Below are 18,162 nucleotides of genomic sequence, written 5' to 3' on the forward strand. Positions count from 1 at the left end.
CCTAGATCTCCACGCCGGCGATCTGGTGCTCCTTGTCACCCTCACTCATCTTGTCGAACAGCTTCCCCACGCCGTAGACGCCCACGCCGATGAGCAGACCGACGCCAGCGCCCACCGGGCCGCCGATGGCGCCCACCGCCACGCCGGCGCCAATCGCTCCCGCGATGCTGACGCCGCCCTTGGCGATCTGCCACCCATCCCCTGCCTGGATGCCGCCGACGATATCCAGTCCGCCGGAGACGACGCCGAGCCCCGTGCCGATGGCTCCGAGCTTGCCGCCCACCGCGAGCGCTTCACGGAACCCCGAGGCCGTGGTGGACGCCGCGCGCAGACCCGCCAGCCCTCCCACTTCGTTGCCCGCGCCAGCGATACCCGTCGCCAGCTCGGAGCCACCACGAATGCCGGCGACGCCCTGGACGATGCCGCCGACGCCCCCGCCGATATCCGCCACGTTCTGCGCCGCGGCCACGTAGTTGCCCTGGCTGATGTTGTTCACCAGGTCCGCGCCCGAGGACAGCGCGCCCAGCGTGTTGCCGACGATGCCCAGGCTCTCCGCGCCCACCTGGACGCCGCGCGCGAACTTCGCCAGGCGCGCCGTCTCCGAGTCATTCGTGCCCGTGTCACCGTCCGGAGTGCCAGAGGAGTCCGCGTCGCCCGTGGCGGGCGGAGTCGTCGTGTCGTCCGTGGCGGGCGGGGCCGCGGGGTCCGTCTGCCCCGAGGCGGGCGGGGCCGCCGGGTCCCCCGGGGGGGGAGCCGCCGGGTCCGTCTGCCCCGAAGCGGGCGGGTCCGCCGGGTCCGTCGGAGGGGTGGTTTCCTGCATGAGGGTGTTGAGCGCGTCCTGCTCAATCAACCCCAGCACATCCTTGTTGATGGAGAGCGCCGTCGTCACGTCGCCCGTGGACTCGGGCTTGCTGATGGGGCCTTCGCTTTCTTCCTTGGCGGTCCCGGGCTCCGGCGTCATGGCGAGGTTGTAGAGCTCCTTCGCCATCTCGCCCCGCGTGACGTCCAGCAGGGCCCGCTCCTTCGTGTCCAGCTTGCCGAGGTCCCCTTCCGGAACGGGCTTGCCGTTGACGGACAGCTCCGTCTTCTCCGGGGTGACACGCACCTGCGAGGAGCCATCCGGCCCCGTGACGTTCTTGGACGCATTGACGAGCTGGAGCACGCCCGCGTCCGACTCGCGGCGCTGGCGCTCCGACGTCACCGTCGTGGGCTGTCCCCCGGGCGGCGTGCGCGTGCTGCTGCTGCGCTCGTCCACCTGGAGCCGACCGTCCGGGCCGACCGTGTCGGTCCGTTGGTAGTCCTGCTTCGTGGTGACGCCGTCAGCGCCCTTCGTCTCGCTCTTGGCGTTGGTGAGGATGCCCTTGTCGTCATAGGCATGGCTGGACGTGGAGCTGATGTCGACGGGCTCGCCCTTCTTGTCACCCTCGGTGCCGTAGACCTTGCCCTTCACCGTCTCCTCGACGGTGTTGCCCTTGGCGGTGCGCTCGGTGACGACCGAGATGTCCGGGTGGCCCTCGATGAAGGTCTGGCTGCTGTACTTGCGGCCGTCGGTCTTCTCGAGCACCCACTGCTTGGGGTTGTCCTTGTCGCCGTCGAAGGCCTCGCCCTTCTCGCCGTCCTCCGACTTGAGCTTGCCGGACAGGCTCGACAGGTCGCCCGCGTTGCGCGGCCCCTTGTCCACGTTGAAGCCATCCTCCGCCGTGAGCGCCTTGCTCATGGTGGCCGTGGCCTGCACCTCGTTCACGCCCTCGCCCTGCGAGAACGTCTGCGTGCGCGTGTAGGAGGGCTCCAGGTCCTTGCCATCAGGCCCCTTCGTACCCGGAGGAGGAATCGAGTAGCTCTTCGTCTCCGTCCGGTCGATGGGCTGGTCTTCGTTGAACTTGTCCTTGAAGTTGTCGTCGAGCCCGCCCTCACCCTCCTGCTGGCTGAAGCGCGTCTCCGAACCCTCGACGCCACCACCCCCCTGCTTGTAGGTCGTGGTGAGCAGGTCGCCGTTGTCGCGGGAGACCTTGCTCTCCTCCACGGCCACGGCCGGGTCGCGGCTCTTCTTCAGGTCCTCGATGGACGGAGGGTTGCGGATGTCCTGGCCCTTGGCGGGCGTCCACGTCGCCGTCTGGCTGGTGGTGGTGCCCTCCGGCCCGTTGCTCGTCACGACCTCGCGAGTGACCTGCTTGCTCTGGGGGTCGACGGTGCTGGTGTCCAGGGTGACGTTGTTCTTGTCGTCGCGCGTCGCGGAGATGCGCGCGGTGACCTCTCCCGCCGGGTCCTTCTGGACGAACTCGACGCGGTGGGGGTCCTTCGTGTCCACCGCCTCGAAGCCCTCGGGCGGCTTCTGGTCCTTGGAGGCCGTGAAGAGCTCGTCGACCTGGCCCCGCGTGGCCTCATCCAGTTGCTTCTGCTGCGTGGCGACGGTGTCCTTGCCCTCCTTCGCGCTCTGGACGTCCAGTTCGGCGCGGGCCTTCGTCTGGCCAGCGTTCTGCGGGGAGACCTTCTCCAGCTCCGGGGACTGGCGGGTGATGACATCCGCCAGGTCGTACTTGCCGTCCGCACGGAGGCCGTCCACCAGGCCCTTGGCGACGTTCGTCACCGCCGGGTCCTTCGCGCCCGCCTTCAGCGCGGGGGTGAGCTTCTCCTCCACCTTGTGGCCGTAGCCCGCTTCGGTCTCGGCGCGGCGGAAGCTGTCCGCCACGTCGCGGGACGCCTGAGGGCTGGTCTGCTCCGCGGCGTGGCTCAGGTCGCTCACGATCTGGTTCGCCTGGTCCTGGGTCACCTCGGGACGCCCCAGGCTGGAGGTCATGAGGTTGATGGCGCCCCTGGACTCCTTCATCAGGGCCTCGCGGTAGGCGGGGTCCGGGTTCGCCTCTACCTGGCGGCGCAGCTCCTTGGCGCCATCGGCCGGGCTGCGAATGGAGGCGTCACCCACCGCCTTCGCATCCGCGCGAACCGCCTCCTCCGGAGAGACCACCGACTTCGTTCCGAACAGCCGCTCCTGGGCCTTGGGGTCCAGGCTGCCGGCGTCGAAGACGTCACGCACCTGGTTGGCGTCCGCGTACGGGGGCGGCTCGCCCACCGCCTTCGCCGAGGTGTTGGCGGACTTCTGCGTCTGGATGGCTTTGTTGCCCTCTTCAATCGCCTTGTTGTGCGATGTGTCGGAAAGCTGCCGGGCGGCGGTGGCGTCCTTCTGCGCCTGCAGGAACGTGTCGTTGGCCTTGGTGGCCGCGGCCTTCGTGTCCTTGGCGACCTTCGTCGCCGCGTCCAGGTCCTTGCGCGCCTGGTCACTCAGGTTCGGGCCCTTGCCCAACGTGTCGACCTTGGCCTGGGCCTCATTGGCCTTCGTCTGGGCCGTCTCCTTCGCGGCCTTCGCGGACTTCTCCTTGTCCGCCGCGACCTTGGCCTGGCTGGCGTCCGTCCGTGCCTTCTGCTGGGCCTCGGAGGCCTTCTTCTTTTGCGTCTCGGCGGCCTTCTTCTGGGCCTCGGCGGCGGCTTTCTTCTGGTTTTCCGCGGCCTTGCGCGCTTCCTCCGCGCGACGACGGGCCTCTTCGGCCTGACGGCGTTGGGCCTCAGCGGCGGCGATCTGAGCGGCGTTGTTGCCGTTGTTACTGACGGGGGGAGACATGCGGAGACCTCTCAGAAGCGGGGCGGACCGAGGAGAGCGGCAGAGGAAATCCGGGCTGTTCCGGAATCCAGTCATGGATTCTCGCCATCTGAGAGAAAGAGTTGCTCAGGAAAGGTGGGATTTTTCCGGACCTATCTGGTGACGCGGCACGTCACGGAGGTGGGCCCTGGGAACCCACCCATCCCGACAAGGCGGCGTCTGGAGCAAGCCCAGACATACCCAGGCGACTCCGGGGGTGAGCCGAGACAATGAAAGACATTTTACAATCGCCCCTCCCGAGTGGAGCATTTCTGTCTCATCCGCCCCGGAGTGCGGCGTCGGGCGCACCCCGGGGATTGCCCACGGATTGTCTCAAGGTGACATTGACTCTCGCTGTTTCATTCAGCTATTCATTGAATCTCCATCTTCCCTGGAGATGACAATGATTGGCAGCGTCGCGAAGAGGAATGGTCGTCTGGCCGTGCTTGCGGGTGCCCTGATGAGCCTTGCCGCCTGTAAGGGCGAGGAGGCCGCGGAGGCCCCGTCGCCGGCGGACCCGGCGGTGGAGCAGACGTCGTTGCACCGCGGCTGCGCGACGGTGGAGCCCTCGGTGGAGGAGCGCGCGGCCATCGACGCCTTCCTGGCCGAGCAGAAGACGGCGATGCGCGCGGTGGGCTCGGTGACGGTGCCCACGTACTTCCACGTCATCAACAAGGGCTCGGGCCTCGCGAACGGCGACATCCCGGACTCGCAGATCACCGCGCAGATGAACGTGCTGAACGCGGCCTATGCCAACACGCCGTTCCGCTTCGTGCTCCAGGGCACGGACCGTACGACGAACTCGAAGTGGTTCGCGCTCAAGAGCGGCAGTGCCAACGAGCGGGCGATGAAGAAGGCCCTGCGCAAGGGTGGCAAGGAGAGCCTCAACATCTACTCCGCCAACCTGAGCGGCGGGCTGCTGGGTTGGGCGACGTTCCCCTCCAGCTACACCGCGCAGCCGCAGCAGGACGGCGTGGTCATCCTCTACAGCAGCGTGCCGGGTGGCACCGCGGTGCCCTACAACGAGGGCGACACGGGCACGCACGAGGTCGGCCACTGGCTGGGCCTGTACCACACGTTCCAGGGCGGCTGCACCGGCGCGGGTGACTCGGTCAGCGACACCTCGGCCGAGGCCTCTCCGGCGTACGGCTGCCCCTCCGGCCGCGACACCTGCGCGGGTGGCGGTGCGGACCCCATCACCAACTTCATGGACTACACCGACGACAACTGCATGAACACGTTCAGCGCGGGCCAGTCGGAGCGCGCGGACCAGCTGACGGCGACCTACCGCTAGGAAGTCTCTCGACAGCACGAACTGTCGGCTCGGCGCCGGGGTCTCCCACGAGGAGGCTCCGGCGTCGTTGTTTTCAGCGATGCCCGTGCGCCCCAGGCCGTGATGGACGCCGACCAGGTGCTCGGCGTCCCACGGCGTCACGGTGACTCAGGGACTGCGCGGACAGACGGGCGTCTCGGAGGGGCAGCGTCCGTCACGGTCCTTCGGCACCGTCTCCGTACACTCGGCGATGCGCGCGAAGGTGGTGCTCGTCGCGAGGCTGAGGTCCGAGCCATTCCACCCGCGCAGGATGCCGTGCCCCGCGCTGTCCTCGATGCGCGAGTTCGCGATGAACGGCGACGTCGGCTCGTCGAACACGAGGATGGCCGAGCTGACGTCGAACCCGGGCGGCAGGTAGTTGCACCCAAAGCTGGAGCACTGGCACGGCCCACCCGCGTACCTCACCACCGCCGACTCCAGCCGGTTGGCCGCGTTCATCCCGTCGAAGCGGATGCCCGCCCAGTCACCCGGCCGGTGATTCCTCAGGTTCGACGTGAAGATGACGGGACTGGAGGGCGTCCCCGCCACGATGAGCGCGCTCGTCTCGTCGTAGACGCGCAGCGTCGTCCCCGGCTCGAAGCGCAGCTCCGTGCCCGCTTCGATGGTGAGCGTCGCCGAAGCCCCCGGTCCCCCCACCTGGAGCCCCTGTACTTGATAGGGTACGCCCAGGTTCTTCAGGGTGGCGCTGGAGCCCAGGTAGAACACCGAGGCCGCTGCGATGGACGGCCCTATGTGAATGGCGTCCTCGAGATTCCCCGTGTACGTGCCCGACGGCAGCGTCCCCAGCGCATTGGGATTGATGACCAGGGGCTGCCGACCAAACTCGCCGCCCGTCCCTCGAATGGTCAAATCGGAGGAGCCCTCGGCGAAGCCCGCCGTTCCATTGAGAATGATGCCAGGCCCCCGTGAGTCCTCGATGGTGACGTGACTGACGAACAGCGGCCTCGGGCCAGGGAGCTCCGCGCCGGCATTCACACGCACGATGGAGTCCATCGTCGACGAGAGTCCACCTCCCGACAGCACCGTCCACTCCAGTCGCGCCGAACCTCCCGTCCCGATGAGCAACTGCCCCCACGGCCAGTCAGCGTGAGGCTCGAAACGCACCACCTGGTCCTGCTTCCCCTCCGCGCGAAGCACGCCCCCGCTGTCGACCTGGATGGAGGTGGCCTTCGCGAGACGCACCGTCGCGCAGGCCTCCACCGTGACCTGCCCCCGGATGGTGAGGTTGCTGGTGATGACATGGGGGCTGCCCGCGGCCCAGGTCTCCGAGGTGGAGACGATGCCCTGATGCTCGATGACCGCGCCGGTGACGGCGGGGCACTTGGACTCCGTGTCGGGCCCTTCATGCGGCGTTTGCGAGTCCTCGGAGCAACCGGAGAACAGTGAGGCACTCAAGAGCAACGAAAGCGCGAACCGGCGCGATGCGACGTGCATGTCATCTTCCCCAAAGCAAATGGACCAACCCCTCTGACCAGGACCATCGCTGATTCTCGGAGAGGTGCCAATGAACTCGCCCGAATCAGCGGCCCGTTACAATCGTTTACATTCCGCACATCCTCCCGCGACATGGAGGCGTTGAACTGCGCAGCATCCAATGGACCCCGAGGTCCTGGCCCTGGGAGGTTCGATGTCTCCGCACCCCACTCGCCGTTTCCGCGCAGTCGCCCCACTCCTCATCCAAGCCCTGTTGCTGCTCGCCTTCGCGTCGAGGGCCGCGATGACGCCGAGCCTCGATGCCATGTCCGCCAGCCGACCGCGAGACCTGCTGGAGTTGGGACAACTCCTGGTGGACGGTGGCGTGTGGCAGACGCGCCGGCTGATGCCGCAGGAGTGGGTGAAGCAGCTCATGGCACCGGATGACGGCGTCACTTCCGTGATGGGTGTGCCCCTGCGCGACTGGAAGAGCCTGCTCGCGGTGCCCACGCTCGTGGGGAGCTGCGAGTCCTACACTGCCACGCCGCACTAGACTGGGGACATGATGGGACCCGCCACACCGTCACCCGGCATCGAGGTGCTCCTCATCGAGGACGACGCGCACCTGGCCCGCCTCACGGCCGAGTACCTGGAGCGACAAGGCGTGCGCACCTGTCTCGCTCGGGACGGGGAGCAGGGCCTGGTCGAGGCCTCGCGCCGCGCCTTCGATGCCATCCTCATCGACATCATGCTGCCCCGGAAGGATGGGCTCACCGTCTGCCGCGAGCTGCGGGAGCGCTCGGCGGTGCCCATCCTCATGCTCACCGCGCGCGGCGAGGAGGCGGACCGGGTGATGGGACTGGAGCTGGGCGCGGACGACTACCTGCCCAAGCCCTACTCCTCTCGGGAGCTGCTGGCGCGAATCCAGGCGCTGGTGCGGCGCAGCCGGGGCTTGCTGGGTCCCTCGCGCGAGGTGGTGCGCGTGGGCGCGCTCACGCTGAACCGGAGTGACTTCCGGGCATCGCTGAATGGACAGGTGTTGCCGCTGACACGGCACGAGTTCGCCTTGCTCCTCGGACTCGCGGAGCGGGCGGGACGGGTGCTGTCGCGCGAGCAGTTGCTGGAGCTGGCGAAGGGCAACGACCCGGACGGCCCGGTGGACCGCGCCATCGACGTGCATGTGTCCCGGCTGCGCCAGAAGCTGGGGGACGACGCGCGCAACCCCCGGATGCTCAAGACGGTGCGAGGCGTGGGGTATGTGCTGGAGCGAGGTGAGGAGTCATGAAGCTCGGTGAGCGGCTCCGTCCCCGAAGGATGTTCTGGCGCATCTATCTGTATGGTCTGTTGATGCTGGGGGGCGCCGTCGTGTCCTTCGCGGTCATCGCCAGCCTCGTGGAGTCACAGATCGTAGGACAGGACACGGAAAAGACATACGAGCGACTGGTGGAGCTGGCCGCCGCGGAGTCTCCCGAGCTCGCCCCCCTGATGGAGTCCCTCGCCGCGCAAGGAAAGCTCCGGGCCACGCTGTATGACCTTCAGGGCACCGTGAAGGCCTCATCAGCGCGACCTCCCCTGAGGGTGCTCGATGACGCCGAGTGGCGCGAGCTTCGCACCGGCAAGAGCTGGTTCAAACGTGACGGGCAGAACCATTGGGCCACCCCCACGTGGCGAGGCAACACCGTGGTGGGCTATCTGCTGCATGAGGCCAACAATCGTCGGACGTACACGGTGCTGGGCGGCGTGCTGGCCCTGGTCCTGGTCGTGCTGGCGGGACTCTCGGTGCCCCTGGCGTGGGCGCTGGCTTCCCCGCTGGAGCGGCTGACGAAGGTGGTGGGCGAGTTCGGTCAGGGGCGCCTGTCCGCGCGCGTGCGGCTGAAGGGCCGGAACGAAGTGGCGGTGCTGGGGCACACCTTCGACACGATGGCCGAGCGAACGGAGTCACTCATCCGAGGCCAGAAGGAGCTGCTGGCCAACGTGTCCCACGAGCTGCGCACGCCCCTGGCGCGCCTGGGTGTGACGCTGGACCTCGTCGAGGACGGACAACCGGAGGAGCTGGCGGCTCGACTGCCGGAGCTGCGCCGGGACATCGGCGAGCTTCAGCAGTTGGTGGATGGCGTGTTGCAGATGGCGCGGCTCGACCTGGAGGCGAACCAGGCGGGACAGCCGGGGCCTCGCCTCCAGCGGGCGACGCTGCGGCTGACGGAGTTCCTGAAAGACGCCGCCGAGCGCTTCCAGAAGAGCGCCCCCGAGTGTCGCCTCCAACTGGATGTGGCCGAGAACCTGCCCACGCTGGAGGCCGACCCGGTGCTGGTGCGGCGCGCGCTGCACAACCTGCTCGACAACGCGCGCAAGTACTCGGAGCCCGGCAGTCCGGTGACGCTGCGGGCACAGGTGGACGCGCAGGCGGTGCACCTGGACGTGGAGGACCGGGGCATCGGCATCAGCGACGAGGACCTGCCCAAGCTCACCACGCCCTTCTTCCGCACCGACCGCAGCCGCGCGCGGGAGACAGGGGGCACGGGCCTGGGGCTGACGCTGGTGCGCCGCATCGTCGAGGCCCACGGAGGAACCCTGTCCCTCCAGGGCGTCACCGAGGGAGGAATCCGCGCCCGGCTCGTGCTTCCCCTCACGACGACCTAGTCCACGTCCCGGGGCTCGGGGCGAGAGCGTCCGTAGGCCCCTTCGAGAATCGCGTCGCTGCGGAGTCTGCTCGCCTTCGCCGCCTCGACGTCCAGGCCTTCACCGTGTCCTCGCCCGCGTCCCTCGAACACGAGCGTGTCCCCATTGAACGACGCCGTGCGCGGACAGGACGGCAGCTTCAAGCCCGAGCGCAACAGCTCACACGCCAGTGAGCGCCCGCTCTCGAAGGTCGACGCGCCCTCCTTCTCCGTGAGCAGGTATTGAACGCGGCCCGCCTCGAAACGCAGCGACACCAGGCCCTTGCCCAGGAGCCGCTCCACGTCCACACGCGGCCGCTCCTGCGTCCAGGGCTCCTGTCCTCCCTGCGAGAACAACAACCACTCGCTCCACTTGAGCGCCGGAAGTCTCAGCGCCTTCGCGTCGTCTCGCTGCACCCGCACCGTGCCTCGAAAGGCCTGACAGTGCGTCGTGTCGCAGACCGCCCGGCCCGGATGACGACTGTGCCGCTCGTTGTGCGCCACCACGCGCGCCAACGCCAGCCGCGCCTCGCCCTTCAGTGTCACGTCCTCCGCCGCCACCACGCCCGACGTGTACTGCAACCGCGTCGTGCGGAACACGAAGTCCGAGCCCCGCCGCGCCTTCAGCGCGCTCGGTGACGTGGGCACTCCCACGGGCGGCCGATACGCCGGCGGTGGCGACCACGTAAAAACTCCCGCGTAATCCCTCCCCTCCTCCGGCCCCTTCGGAAAGCGCACCCGCCACGGCGCGCCCAGACACACCGCCGCCCCGCGCGTCGTCAGTCCCTCCAGCCGCGCCCACTCCACCGGAGCGAGCTTCGGCATCCCCGCGTCCACCGTGAAGCCCACGCCCGCGCACCGCGCCTCCACCTCGCGCGCCGGCACCAGCCCCAACACCTGCACCCGCGCCGCCTCCACGCCCGCCTGCTTGCGCGCCTTCGCCAGGGCCGCGGGAATCTCCTCCGCGAACTGGCGAGGCATCTTCCCCGGCCGCACCGCCACCACCACCAGGTCCCCGTCCACCGCCGCAATCCAGCCGTACTGCGGACGGCTCGCCGCGTCCCGCACCGTGCCCGTCTTCGTCGCCACGCCCACCAGCGCCTTCGACGCGGGCAGCTCCGCCAGCGTCCCTCGCGCCGCGTTGTCCGCCAGCAGCGCCACCACGTCCGGCCGCGCCTCCGCCAGCAGCCGATACGCCTGCGCCATCCCCCACGCAGACAGCGCCAGCGTGGAGCGCAGGCCCACCGCATCCGCCATGTCCACCGGTGTCCCCGTGAGCCCCAGCGCCGACAGCACCGGCTCCCACGCGCCAAACCCCTTGGGCGCCGAGCCCGCTGTCTCCCAGTCCAGGAAGTACCCGTTGCATGAGCGCAGGAGCGCCGTGCGCGCGTCCACCTTCGCCGGCAACCCCGGGCCACATGCCCACTCCTGCACGTCCACGCGCGGCGCCAGCACCGGATGCTCCGCGCCCGCCGCGTATACGAAGGGCTTCAGCACCGAGCCATACGGCAGCGCGCGGCGCACCTCGCCCTCCGACAACAACACCTCCCCCGAGTGCCGACTCACCACCACCGTGGCCGGCCCCGCCGCGCGCACCTGCACGTCCGCCAGCTCGTCGATGGACAGCGGCACCACCCACCGCGCCCCGTCGTGACACTGGCGCAGCCGACGCGACAGCGCCTTGGGAAACCCCACCGTCTCACTCAGGAGCCGCGCCAGCGCGCGACGCGCCTTCGACGAGTCCACCGCGGGCGCCGCCGCCAGCTCCGACGCCGCGCGTGACAGGGATTGATAGGCCCCCTCGCGCCACGCCGGCAGCTCGCCGCTCAGCGCCACCGCGAAGGCTTCGTGGAAGAGCCGGTCCTCGCTCGACTGGGGACACGCCCACCACAGGAGCTGGTGCGCCAGCTCGTGCCGCAGCGCCACGCGCAGCCGCTCATCCAGCACGCCCGGCGTGTTCTGCCGCAGCTCCACGAGGCCCGGCCGGCCCTGCGCGTTGCGCTCGGGCGACAGGGCCACGCCGCGCTGGAGGACGATGGAGACCGGGGCCCTCACCGGCGCCCCGCCCGCCTCCGCCGCATACACCGACTCCAGCGCCGCCCAGCCGGCCTCCGCCTCGCGGCGAAGGTCCGACTCGGGCGTCACGTCACCTCGCGTGACGAAGGTGGGGGTGGCCGTCAGCAACACGGCCACCACGGAGGCCCACCCCATCGACTACAGGTCTCCCGTGCCCTTCTTCGACGGCACCACCTTCAGCGAGTCCGCGGCCGTGCGGCCGTGGATGCTCGCGGCGTACATGTCCTCGATGCTCGCGGGAGGCGCGGAGAACGTGCCGGGGAACTGCGCGCGCAGCACGTAGCCCACCGTGCGCGGGCTGTCGCTCCACCACGCCGGCTCCTCGAAGAAGAACGTCGCCCGCTCCGGGCTCAGCACCCGGCGCTTGAGCGCCTCCGGCACCAGCGGCAGCGAGTGCGGAGGACCGCGGAACGCCTTGTCCTCCTGGAGCGCCACGAAGCCCGCGGGCACCGCGTCCTCCACCACGTAGTACGCCGAACGCACCTTGTTGCTCCCGCGCGCGTCCATCGTCAGCTCCACGTAGACCTCTTCGCCCTGGGACACCGTGTCCCCCGCGCCGAGCTTCACCTTCCCGCCCTCGCGCAGCGCGTAGTACGCACGCGAAATCGACATGCCCTCCGCCTGCGCACGCACCGCGGACAGCGGCGTGAGCGCGGTGGCCTGCAACGTCGCCACGCCGTCGAAGCCGCCCACGTCCACCGTGCGCGTCCCCGGAGCCAGCGTCGCGACGAGCCCCATGCCGCGCGGCGAGAACTTCACCCCGCCCTGGATGCCCTTCACCTCTGGGGGCGTCATGCCCTTGAACGCCTTCGCGTCGCGCTCCAGCAGCCACAGCGAGTGCAGGAGCGCGGTGCTCCGGTCGAACGTCGACAGGTCCGGCTCCGACAGCATCTCCAGGATGCGCTTGCGAGCGCGGGTGACATCCAGCGTGCCGAACGACGCCGCGTGCGCGGCAATCGCCGTCATGCCCACGCGCCGCAGCGGGAAGCGGAAGAACGCCTCCGACATCTCCAGCTCCTGGCCCGGCTTGTACGCGGCCAACGTGGTGAAGCCCTCCGAGCTGCGCTTCACCAGCGCGTTGATGCGAGCCTGGAGCGCCGGCTCCTTGATGACGCCCGCCTTCTCCGCCGCGAGCACCGCCAGCGCCAGCGGGTACAGCTCACCGGACTCGGAAGCCTCCACCAGCGCACGCACACGCGCCGCCTGCTTCGGCCCCTCCAGCCGCGCCAGCACGTAGGCCCGCGTGGCCTCGTACTCGGGCGGCAGGCCCTCCTGCGCCTCCAGCCAGCGCGCGCTCTCCACCAGGCGCGGGTCCGCGCGGTCCACCAGGCCCGCCTCCGCCGCGTACGCCAGACCGTCCAGCGCGATGAGCGTCAGCGGCAGGCTCGGCGTGTTGTAGCCACCGAACCACGTGAAGCCACCGCCCTTCACCGACAGGTTGAGGATGCGCGCGGTGCCCTGCACCGAACGGCTGCGCGCCTCCGCGAGCAGCGCCTGCGTGTCCGTGTCCAGCTTCGCCAGCGCACCCGCCTGCTGGAGCACCTGGTACACCGCCACGTTGGGCACCGTCGTCGACACGAGCTGCTCCAGGCACCCGTACGGGTACGTCAGGAGCTCGCGCACGTTGGACAGCGCCGCGTCGACGATGGACGGCTGGAGCACCAGCTCCACGCGCGTCAGCGTCGCCTCCTTCGCCGCCGGCACCTCCAGCGCGCCACCGCCCCAGGCGCTCACCTTGACGACGTCTTCCACCGCCGCCGGCTCCACCTGGAACAGCTTGCGGTCCTTCAGCGGGTCCTTGCCTCCGGACACGTCCACCGCGAGCTGCGCGTCACCCGTCGAGGAAGCGCGCAGCGTCAGCGGCACCACCTGCTCGCCGCCCTTCGCCAGCTCCACCTTGTGCTGCGACTGGTCCGCCTTCAGCGCACCCAGCGACGCGAGCTTCACCTCCAGCAACTGGCTGGCCGGCGACTTCTCACCCGCAGACAGGCGGATGGAGGCCAGCGCCTCGTCACCCTCGCGCAGGAACTGCGGCAGCGACGCGTAGAGGTTGAGACCGCCGCGCGTGGCGAACTCGGACGTCCCCTCGCCGAAGCGACCGGACGTGTCCGCCGCCACCGCCGTCACCACCCACAACGTCTGGTTGGACGGCAGCGTGAAGCGCACCGTGGCGCGGCCATCGCGGTCCGTCACCACCGTCGGGTCCCAGTGCGCCGTGTCCTTCTCCATGTCCTTGGCCTGACGGCTGGGAGGCTTGATGGACGCGAAGGCATGGTCCGGCAGCCCCGCCATCTTCCGCGCCAGCGCCTCGCCGTACCCGTACCCCTGGAACTCCGAGGAGTAGAAGTTGGACACGTTGTTGCGCGTCGGCGGGTAGAAGAAGTCGAGCACCTTGGGACGGAACTCGGACTGGATGGCGTAGACGGCCTTGTCCACCACGCCCAGCGACAGCTGCGCGACGACACCCTTGCCCTGGTGGTCCACCACACGCACGTCGATGGTCTGCTCGGTCAGCGGCGTGGCCTCGGCACGACGCGGTTGCAGCTCCACGGTGAGCGTGCGCTCGCGCGGAATCACGCGGAACGCCACCGTGCGCTCCTCCCAGCGGCCCGTCGCCGTGGGGTACGCCACGGACGCATACACCGCGCCGCCGAACCGCTTCTCCACGCTGAAGCTGTGCACCAGCGTGCGGCCCGTCAGCTCCACCACCTGCGTGTCATGAATGCTGGCGCCCGCCAGCGTCACCCACACCGGGCCCGCGTCACGGCCGCCCGCGCCCCAGCCATCCGGCATCAGCGCCACCATCCGCGCCGAGTCCCCCGGCTCCAGCGTGCCCGACAGCGACGCCAGCGTGAGGTTGGGCACCTGGGCCACCGCCTCGTCCGCCGAGCCGATGACGAGCAGCGACTCCTCGCCCTGCCACGTCTCGCCGCGCTTGTCCTTCACCACCACGCGCGCCAGCACCGCGCCCACATCCGACGTGGGCGCCTTCTCGCGGTGCGTCCCGTCCGCCGCCGTGGTGAACGAGCGCTTGCCCAGGCTCTTCTCCGCGCCGTCCGCCTTGCGCAGCACGAACTCCACCTCGCCCTGCGTGACGCCGTAGGCCTTGCCCGACAGCGTCGTCGCGCGCACCGACAGCAGCGCCTCGCCACCCTTGGCCACCACCGCGTCCGAGTAGCGCGCCGTGCCCAGCACCTCCACCTTCGACAGGAAGAACGACGTCGTCGAGTTGGCGAACGTCTCCTGGTCATCCCGCGCGCGCACGGTGAGCGAGTAGCGATACGGCAGCCGCTCCTCCCCCGCCTTCAGCTCCGGCACCGCGACCTCAATCGCCGCCTCGCCGCTCGCGTCGAAGCCGGTGGCGCTGGCCCACGGGTCCTCGGTCACTCCGCGCTCCGCCACGGAGGAGTACAGCCGCTCCGGCACGCTCAGCTTGCCCTCGTTGCTGGACTGCGAGCCGTACGTCACGTCGCTGCCCTGGCCACCCTTGCCGGCGTCATCCACCCACGCGGGCGCGTCCAGCAGGCTGCGGTACAGGAACACCTCATACTTCGCGCCAGCGGGCACGCCGCCCGCGTAGCGACGCGCGCGAACCTTCACGCGCAGCGACTGGCCGGGCACCACCGTCTCCGACTCGGGCTCCGCCTCCAGGTAGAAGGTCGGCTTCACGTAGTCCTGCACGCGCGCCTCGCCCTGGTGCGGCTGACCGTCCAGCTCCGCCTCCACACGCAGCACGCCCGTGCCCAAGTCGTCAGGAACCTTGAGCGTGCCGTGGAAGGCGCCGAACTCGTCCACCGACACTCGCGTGGTGAGCGCGCGGCCCTCCTGGGACACGAGCTTCACCGTCACGTCCTTCTTCTTCGGCGTGAACAGGCGCGCCAGGAAGGTGTCCGGCTGGCGCAGCACGCCGCGGAACTTCACCTCGTGGCCCGGCTTGTAGATGGGCCGGTCGCTGTAGATGAACACGTCCGGCGCCACCGCCAGCGTGGAGTAGAAGTCCGTGTCGACAATCGCCGTGTCGGCACCCACCGACGCGGTGGCGATGATGCGCGGCTCCGTCACGTCCAGCCGCACCTCGCCCTTGGCGTCCGTCTTCCCCGCGGGGCCCTTGCCCTTGGGCAGGTACACCTGCACCTGCGCGCCCACCGCCGGCTTCTGGTCCTTGCCGGCCACGCGCACCAGCACCTCGCCATCCGTCTGCTTCAGCTGCACCGTCAAGTCACTGACGACGAGCACCACCTGGCCTTCGACGAGCCCCTGCACCAGTTGGAGGACGTAGGTGCCGGCCGGCAGCGGCGCCAGCAGCACGCGGCGCTCCTGGAAGCCGTAGCCACCGCTCGAGTTGAAGCCGGGCACGTTGAAGTCACGCTCGGCGCCCCCCAGGTCCAGGTTGAGCCACTGGCTGCGAGTCACGGTGAAGCCCGGCGGCACGCCCACCAGCTTCTTGGCGCCCTCGGCCACCTTGGCCAACGGCTCGTTGGAGCCGGGCACGTTGGGCGCGGGCGGCAGGACGGTCAGCATGTCCTCGCGGAAGTTCTGGTTGAGCCCGTCGAGCAACCACCGGCCCGGCAGGCCCACCGCGTTGACGCCGCGGCTGAGCGCGCGGCCCGGGTTGTTCATCGTCGGCGGCGTCTGGTACGCGCGCCGCAGGTCGCCCTGGGCGCGGATGAACGCATCCACGTTGTCGGGCTTGAGGACGCGCAGCTCCACCGGCCCCTTGTCCTCGAAGGCCACGTCCACCGCCACCGGCTCGCCGCTGCCATACGAGCGCGGCACGGTGATGTAGAGCGGCTTGGCCATCGCCACGCCGGACAGCGCCACCGCCGTCAGTACCGCGAGTCGAGCTACCATCCTCATGACCCGAAACCTCCAGGAACCAGCGAATCGCCCTGCACGGTGCCGCGCAGGCCCAGGTACGGCAGCGACTCCAGGTCGCGCCGCGCCGCTTCGATTTCAGGGGGCGCCGCCTTCGGAATCGGCGCGTTGCGCCCCACTCGGGACTCGGACAGGAAACCGTCCATGGTGAGGCCGCTGAGCAGCCGTCCCAGATTCACCCCGAAAGCCAACGAGCCCGGCTCACGCAGCCCCGCCAGCACCGGCCCCGGCGCGGCGAGCATGCTCGGCTTGCTGCCCGCGCACGACATGCGCAGCGCGTTCAGCTCCGCCTCGCTCGACGCCAGCACCACGTGGTTGCACAGCGTGGCCTGCCGCAGCCTGCCGCCGGAGAAGAAGCCCTCCAGCGCGGTCCCATCCTCGGGCCGACCCCACAGCACCGCCACCTCCTGAGGCAGCGCCGAGTCCCCGCGCGGCGTCCACACCACCGCCACCTGCCGCGTGCGCGTCGCACCCTCGCCGCCCGACTTCCAGAACGCCTTCAGCGTCTCCGCCGACAGCGTCTCCGGCAGCTTCAGCTGCATGGCCAGCAGCACCGGCGTCTCCTCCGGCACCAGCTTCAGCAGCTCGTCGGACAGCGCCGCCTTGTCCAGGCGCACGGTGCCCTCCATCAGCTCGCCGGCGATGCCCCGGCCCACCAGGCGGTCACCCTCCACGCCGAACTGGAGGCGCGTGTCCGGCGACAGCCCCAGCACGTGCGCGAACAGCTGCGCGTCGCGGCCGAACGACTCGGGCTGGAAACCCAGCTCCACGTCGACGTTGTCCTCGGCGCTCAGCTCCGGCACCTCGGCGCACAGGCCCTGGAGCACCGCGACGGGGTGGCGCGCCATGACCAGACGGTCCGGCGTCTTGCCCGCCCACAGCGTCTGCTCCGCCACCAGCCAGCGCTTCAGCTCCAGCCCCTCGGCGACGGCGGTGGGCGTGCCACCCGGGCACGTCTTCGCCGTGAGGGTGCCTCGGCTCGCCACCGCGTCCAGCGCGTTGAAGGCCGCCGTCGCGGACTTCGTCGCCTTGGGAACGATGAACGCGGGCGTGCTCGCGCGCGCATCACCAGCGAACCACGCCACGCGGAACGGCGTGTTGCCCACGCGGCCCACCAGCAGGTCCAGCACCGCGCCCTTGAAGTCGCCCTTCAGGTCCTCGCCCGTGGAGCCGAAGAACGCGGCCCAGCCGCCCACGAAGCCCTGCCCCAGCGGCTGCGACAGCTGCGAGCGCAGCCACGCGTTGCGCGCCAGCGCGTCACGCACCTTGGGCGGATGGTGCACGTCCAACCAGACGGCCTGGGGAGCAACAGTACCGGGCACCTCCAGCTCCGCGGTGGTCGGCTCCGGCAATCCCTCCACCTGCGCGGCCGCGACAGGGTTCGTGCTCGCGCCGCTCATGAGCGGAGTGCTGGGACCCTCGTCACCGCCGGAGGACGAGCTGGAGCGACGGCCGAGGACAAAGGCCCCCGCCACCGCCGCGCCCACGACGACAACACCCACACCAATCAACAGGCCCTTGGGAGGACCGCCGCGACCAGGCGGTGGGCTCGCCGGAGGCGGCGTGCCCGGGGAAGGGCTCGACGGAGATGTCATGGCATCCACTCCTTGAAACGAAAGAAGCCGAGGAAGGCGCCGTTGGTGGGCACCGGACGCCACTCTCGTGGCGCCTCGTCGGCGAGGTTGTGGAGGAGCCCGGTGCGCACGGCGGCGCCCTTCTCCCCCGGATGGTAGACGACTCGCGCGGGTGCATGGGCCCGGTCCTCCGGGCGCACCACCAGCATGAGATGGAAGTTGGGACCTGAGTCCTGCTCCTGGCGGAACGCGAGCACATCACCGGTGCGCACCGCGTCGCGCGTGGCCTCGTCACGGCCCAGGAACACCAGGCTGTGGTGCAGCAACGTCTCCGCGTCCGCGAAGTCGGAGGGCTTGCCCCGCGCGTCCGTCCACAGCGGCGTGGCGAGGCGCTCCGGGGCGATGCGCTTGTAGGCGGTGCGGAAGGCGAAGCGGATGAGGCCCGCGCAGTCGCGCTGGTCCGGGTGCCACAAGGCGTCCTGCTGCTTCAGTTGCGCGAGCGCGACCTGGGCCACCTGCCGGCGCAGCAGCACGTCGCGCGACTCGGGCGCGGGCGCGGCGGCCTCCAACAGCAGGAGCAGGGACAGGGCGAGCATGGCG

10 protein-coding genes are annotated in these 18,162 nt (G+C 70.0%); 4 read left to right on the forward strand and 6 right to left on the reverse strand.

Going from position 1 to position 18,162, the window contains the following annotated elements; genetic code table 11:
- Position 1: 1 nt before the first annotated feature.
- Positions 2 to 3,616 carry a DUF456 domain-containing protein gene (locus HUA74_RS27210; protein WP_174456894.1) on the reverse strand — a complete coding sequence of 1,205 codons (3,615 nt, stop codon included), beginning with the start codon at positions 3,614 to 3,616 and terminating at the stop codon, positions 2 to 4.
- 421 nt (positions 3,617 to 4,037) lie between these two features.
- Between HUA74_RS27210 and HUA74_RS27215 the strand changes: the two genes are divergently transcribed.
- The gene (locus HUA74_RS27215; protein ID WP_174456895.1) at positions 4,038 to 4,928 is read left to right on the forward strand and encodes a zinc metalloprotease; all 891 of its coding nucleotides are present in this window, start codon (positions 4,038 to 4,040) and stop codon (positions 4,926 to 4,928) included.
- 147 nt (positions 4,929 to 5,075) lie between these two features.
- On the opposite strand, the gene HUA74_RS27220 is transcribed toward HUA74_RS27215, so the two are convergent.
- A complete protein-coding gene (locus tag HUA74_RS27220; protein ID WP_174456896.1) occupies positions 5,076 to 6,401 on the reverse strand; it encodes a hypothetical protein in 1,326 nt (441 codons plus the stop codon).
- A 283-nt stretch (positions 6,402 to 6,684) separates the two neighbouring features.
- Here HUA74_RS27220 and HUA74_RS27225 point away from each other — a divergent pair, with 283 nt between their 5' ends.
- The 3 genes from HUA74_RS27225 to HUA74_RS27235 are packed head-to-tail and all read left to right on the forward strand — an operon-like array spanning position 6,685 to position 9,020.
- Entirely contained in the window at positions 6,685 to 6,933 is a 249-nt protein-coding gene (locus HUA74_RS27225) for a hypothetical protein (protein ID WP_174456897.1), read from the forward strand.
- Between the two features lie 12 nt (positions 6,934 to 6,945).
- On the forward strand, positions 6,946 to 7,665 hold the full coding sequence (locus tag HUA74_RS27230) for a response regulator transcription factor (protein WP_174457107.1): 720 nt from the start codon (positions 6,946 to 6,948) through the stop codon (positions 7,663 to 7,665).
- The gene (locus tag HUA74_RS27235; RefSeq protein WP_174456898.1) at positions 7,662 to 9,020 is read left to right on the forward strand and encodes a HAMP domain-containing sensor histidine kinase; all 1,359 of its coding nucleotides are present in this window, start codon (positions 7,662 to 7,664) and stop codon (positions 9,018 to 9,020) included. Before HUA74_RS27230 ends, HUA74_RS27235 begins: the two co-directional genes overlap by 4 nt.
- Here HUA74_RS27235 and HUA74_RS27240 read toward each other — a convergent pair.
- The 4 genes from HUA74_RS27240 to HUA74_RS27255 are packed head-to-tail and all read right to left on the reverse strand — an operon-like array spanning position 9,017 to position 18,158.
- Positions 9,017 to 11,248: a hypothetical protein gene (locus tag HUA74_RS27240; protein ID WP_174456899.1), complete on the reverse strand. Its 2,232-nt coding sequence runs from the start codon at positions 11,246 to 11,248 to the stop codon at positions 9,017 to 9,019. The two genes, HUA74_RS27235 and HUA74_RS27240, sit on opposite strands and share 4 nt — an antisense overlap.
- Before the next feature lie 3 nt (positions 11,249 to 11,251).
- A complete protein-coding gene (locus tag HUA74_RS27245; RefSeq protein ID WP_174456900.1) occupies positions 11,252 to 15,970 on the reverse strand; it encodes an alpha-2-macroglobulin in 4,719 nt (1,572 codons plus the stop codon).
- A complete protein-coding gene (locus tag HUA74_RS27250; RefSeq protein WP_217443581.1) occupies positions 15,967 to 17,583 on the reverse strand; it encodes a hypothetical protein in 1,617 nt (538 codons plus the stop codon). The genes HUA74_RS27245 and HUA74_RS27250 overlap by 4 nt, the downstream gene beginning before the upstream one ends.
- On the reverse strand, positions 17,580 to 18,158 hold the full coding sequence (locus HUA74_RS27255; protein WP_141643096.1) for a DUF1175 family protein: 579 nt from the start codon (positions 18,156 to 18,158) through the stop codon (positions 17,580 to 17,582). The genes HUA74_RS27250 and HUA74_RS27255 overlap by 4 nt, the downstream gene beginning before the upstream one ends.
- Positions 18,159 to 18,162: the final 4 nt, after the last annotated feature.

The sequence above is a fragment of the Myxococcus sp. CA051A genome (assembly GCF_013336705.1).
Taxonomy (GTDB): Bacteria; Myxococcota; Myxococcia; order Myxococcales; family Myxococcaceae; genus Myxococcus; species Myxococcus llanfairpwllgwyngyllgogerychwyrndrobwllllantysiliogogogochensis.

Bases quoted from the DNA above. Each gene is read 5' to 3' on its own strand.
- HUA74_RS27225 (WP_174456897.1), top strand. From the start codon at position 6,685: ATGACGCCGAGCCTCGATGCCATGTCCGCCAGCCGACCGCGAGACCTG.
- HUA74_RS27230 (WP_174457107.1), top strand. From the start codon at position 6,946: ATGGGACCCGCCACACCGTCACCCGGCATCGAGGTGCTCCTCATCGAG.
- HUA74_RS27245 (WP_174456900.1), bottom strand. From the start codon at position 15,970: ATGAGGATGGTAGCTCGACTCGCGGTACTGACGGCGGTGGCGCTGTCC.
- HUA74_RS27250 (WP_217443581.1), bottom strand. From the start codon at position 17,583: ATGACATCTCCGTCGAGCCCTTCCCCGGGCACGCCGCCTCCGGCGAGC.
- HUA74_RS27210 (WP_174456894.1), bottom strand. From the start codon at position 3,616: ATGTCTCCCCCCGTCAGTAACAACGGCAACAACGCCGCTCAGATCGCC.
- HUA74_RS27255 (WP_141643096.1), bottom strand. From the start codon at position 18,158: ATGCTCGCCCTGTCCCTGCTCCTGCTGTTGGAGGCCGCCGCGCCCGCG.
- HUA74_RS27240 (WP_174456899.1), bottom strand. From the start codon at position 11,248: ATGGGGTGGGCCTCCGTGGTGGCCGTGTTGCTGACGGCCACCCCCACC.
- HUA74_RS27235 (WP_174456898.1), top strand. From the start codon at position 7,662: ATGAAGCTCGGTGAGCGGCTCCGTCCCCGAAGGATGTTCTGGCGCATC.
- HUA74_RS27220 (WP_174456896.1), bottom strand. From the start codon at position 6,401: ATGCACGTCGCATCGCGCCGGTTCGCGCTTTCGTTGCTCTTGAGTGCC.
- HUA74_RS27215 (WP_174456895.1), top strand. From the start codon at position 4,038: ATGATTGGCAGCGTCGCGAAGAGGAATGGTCGTCTGGCCGTGCTTGCG.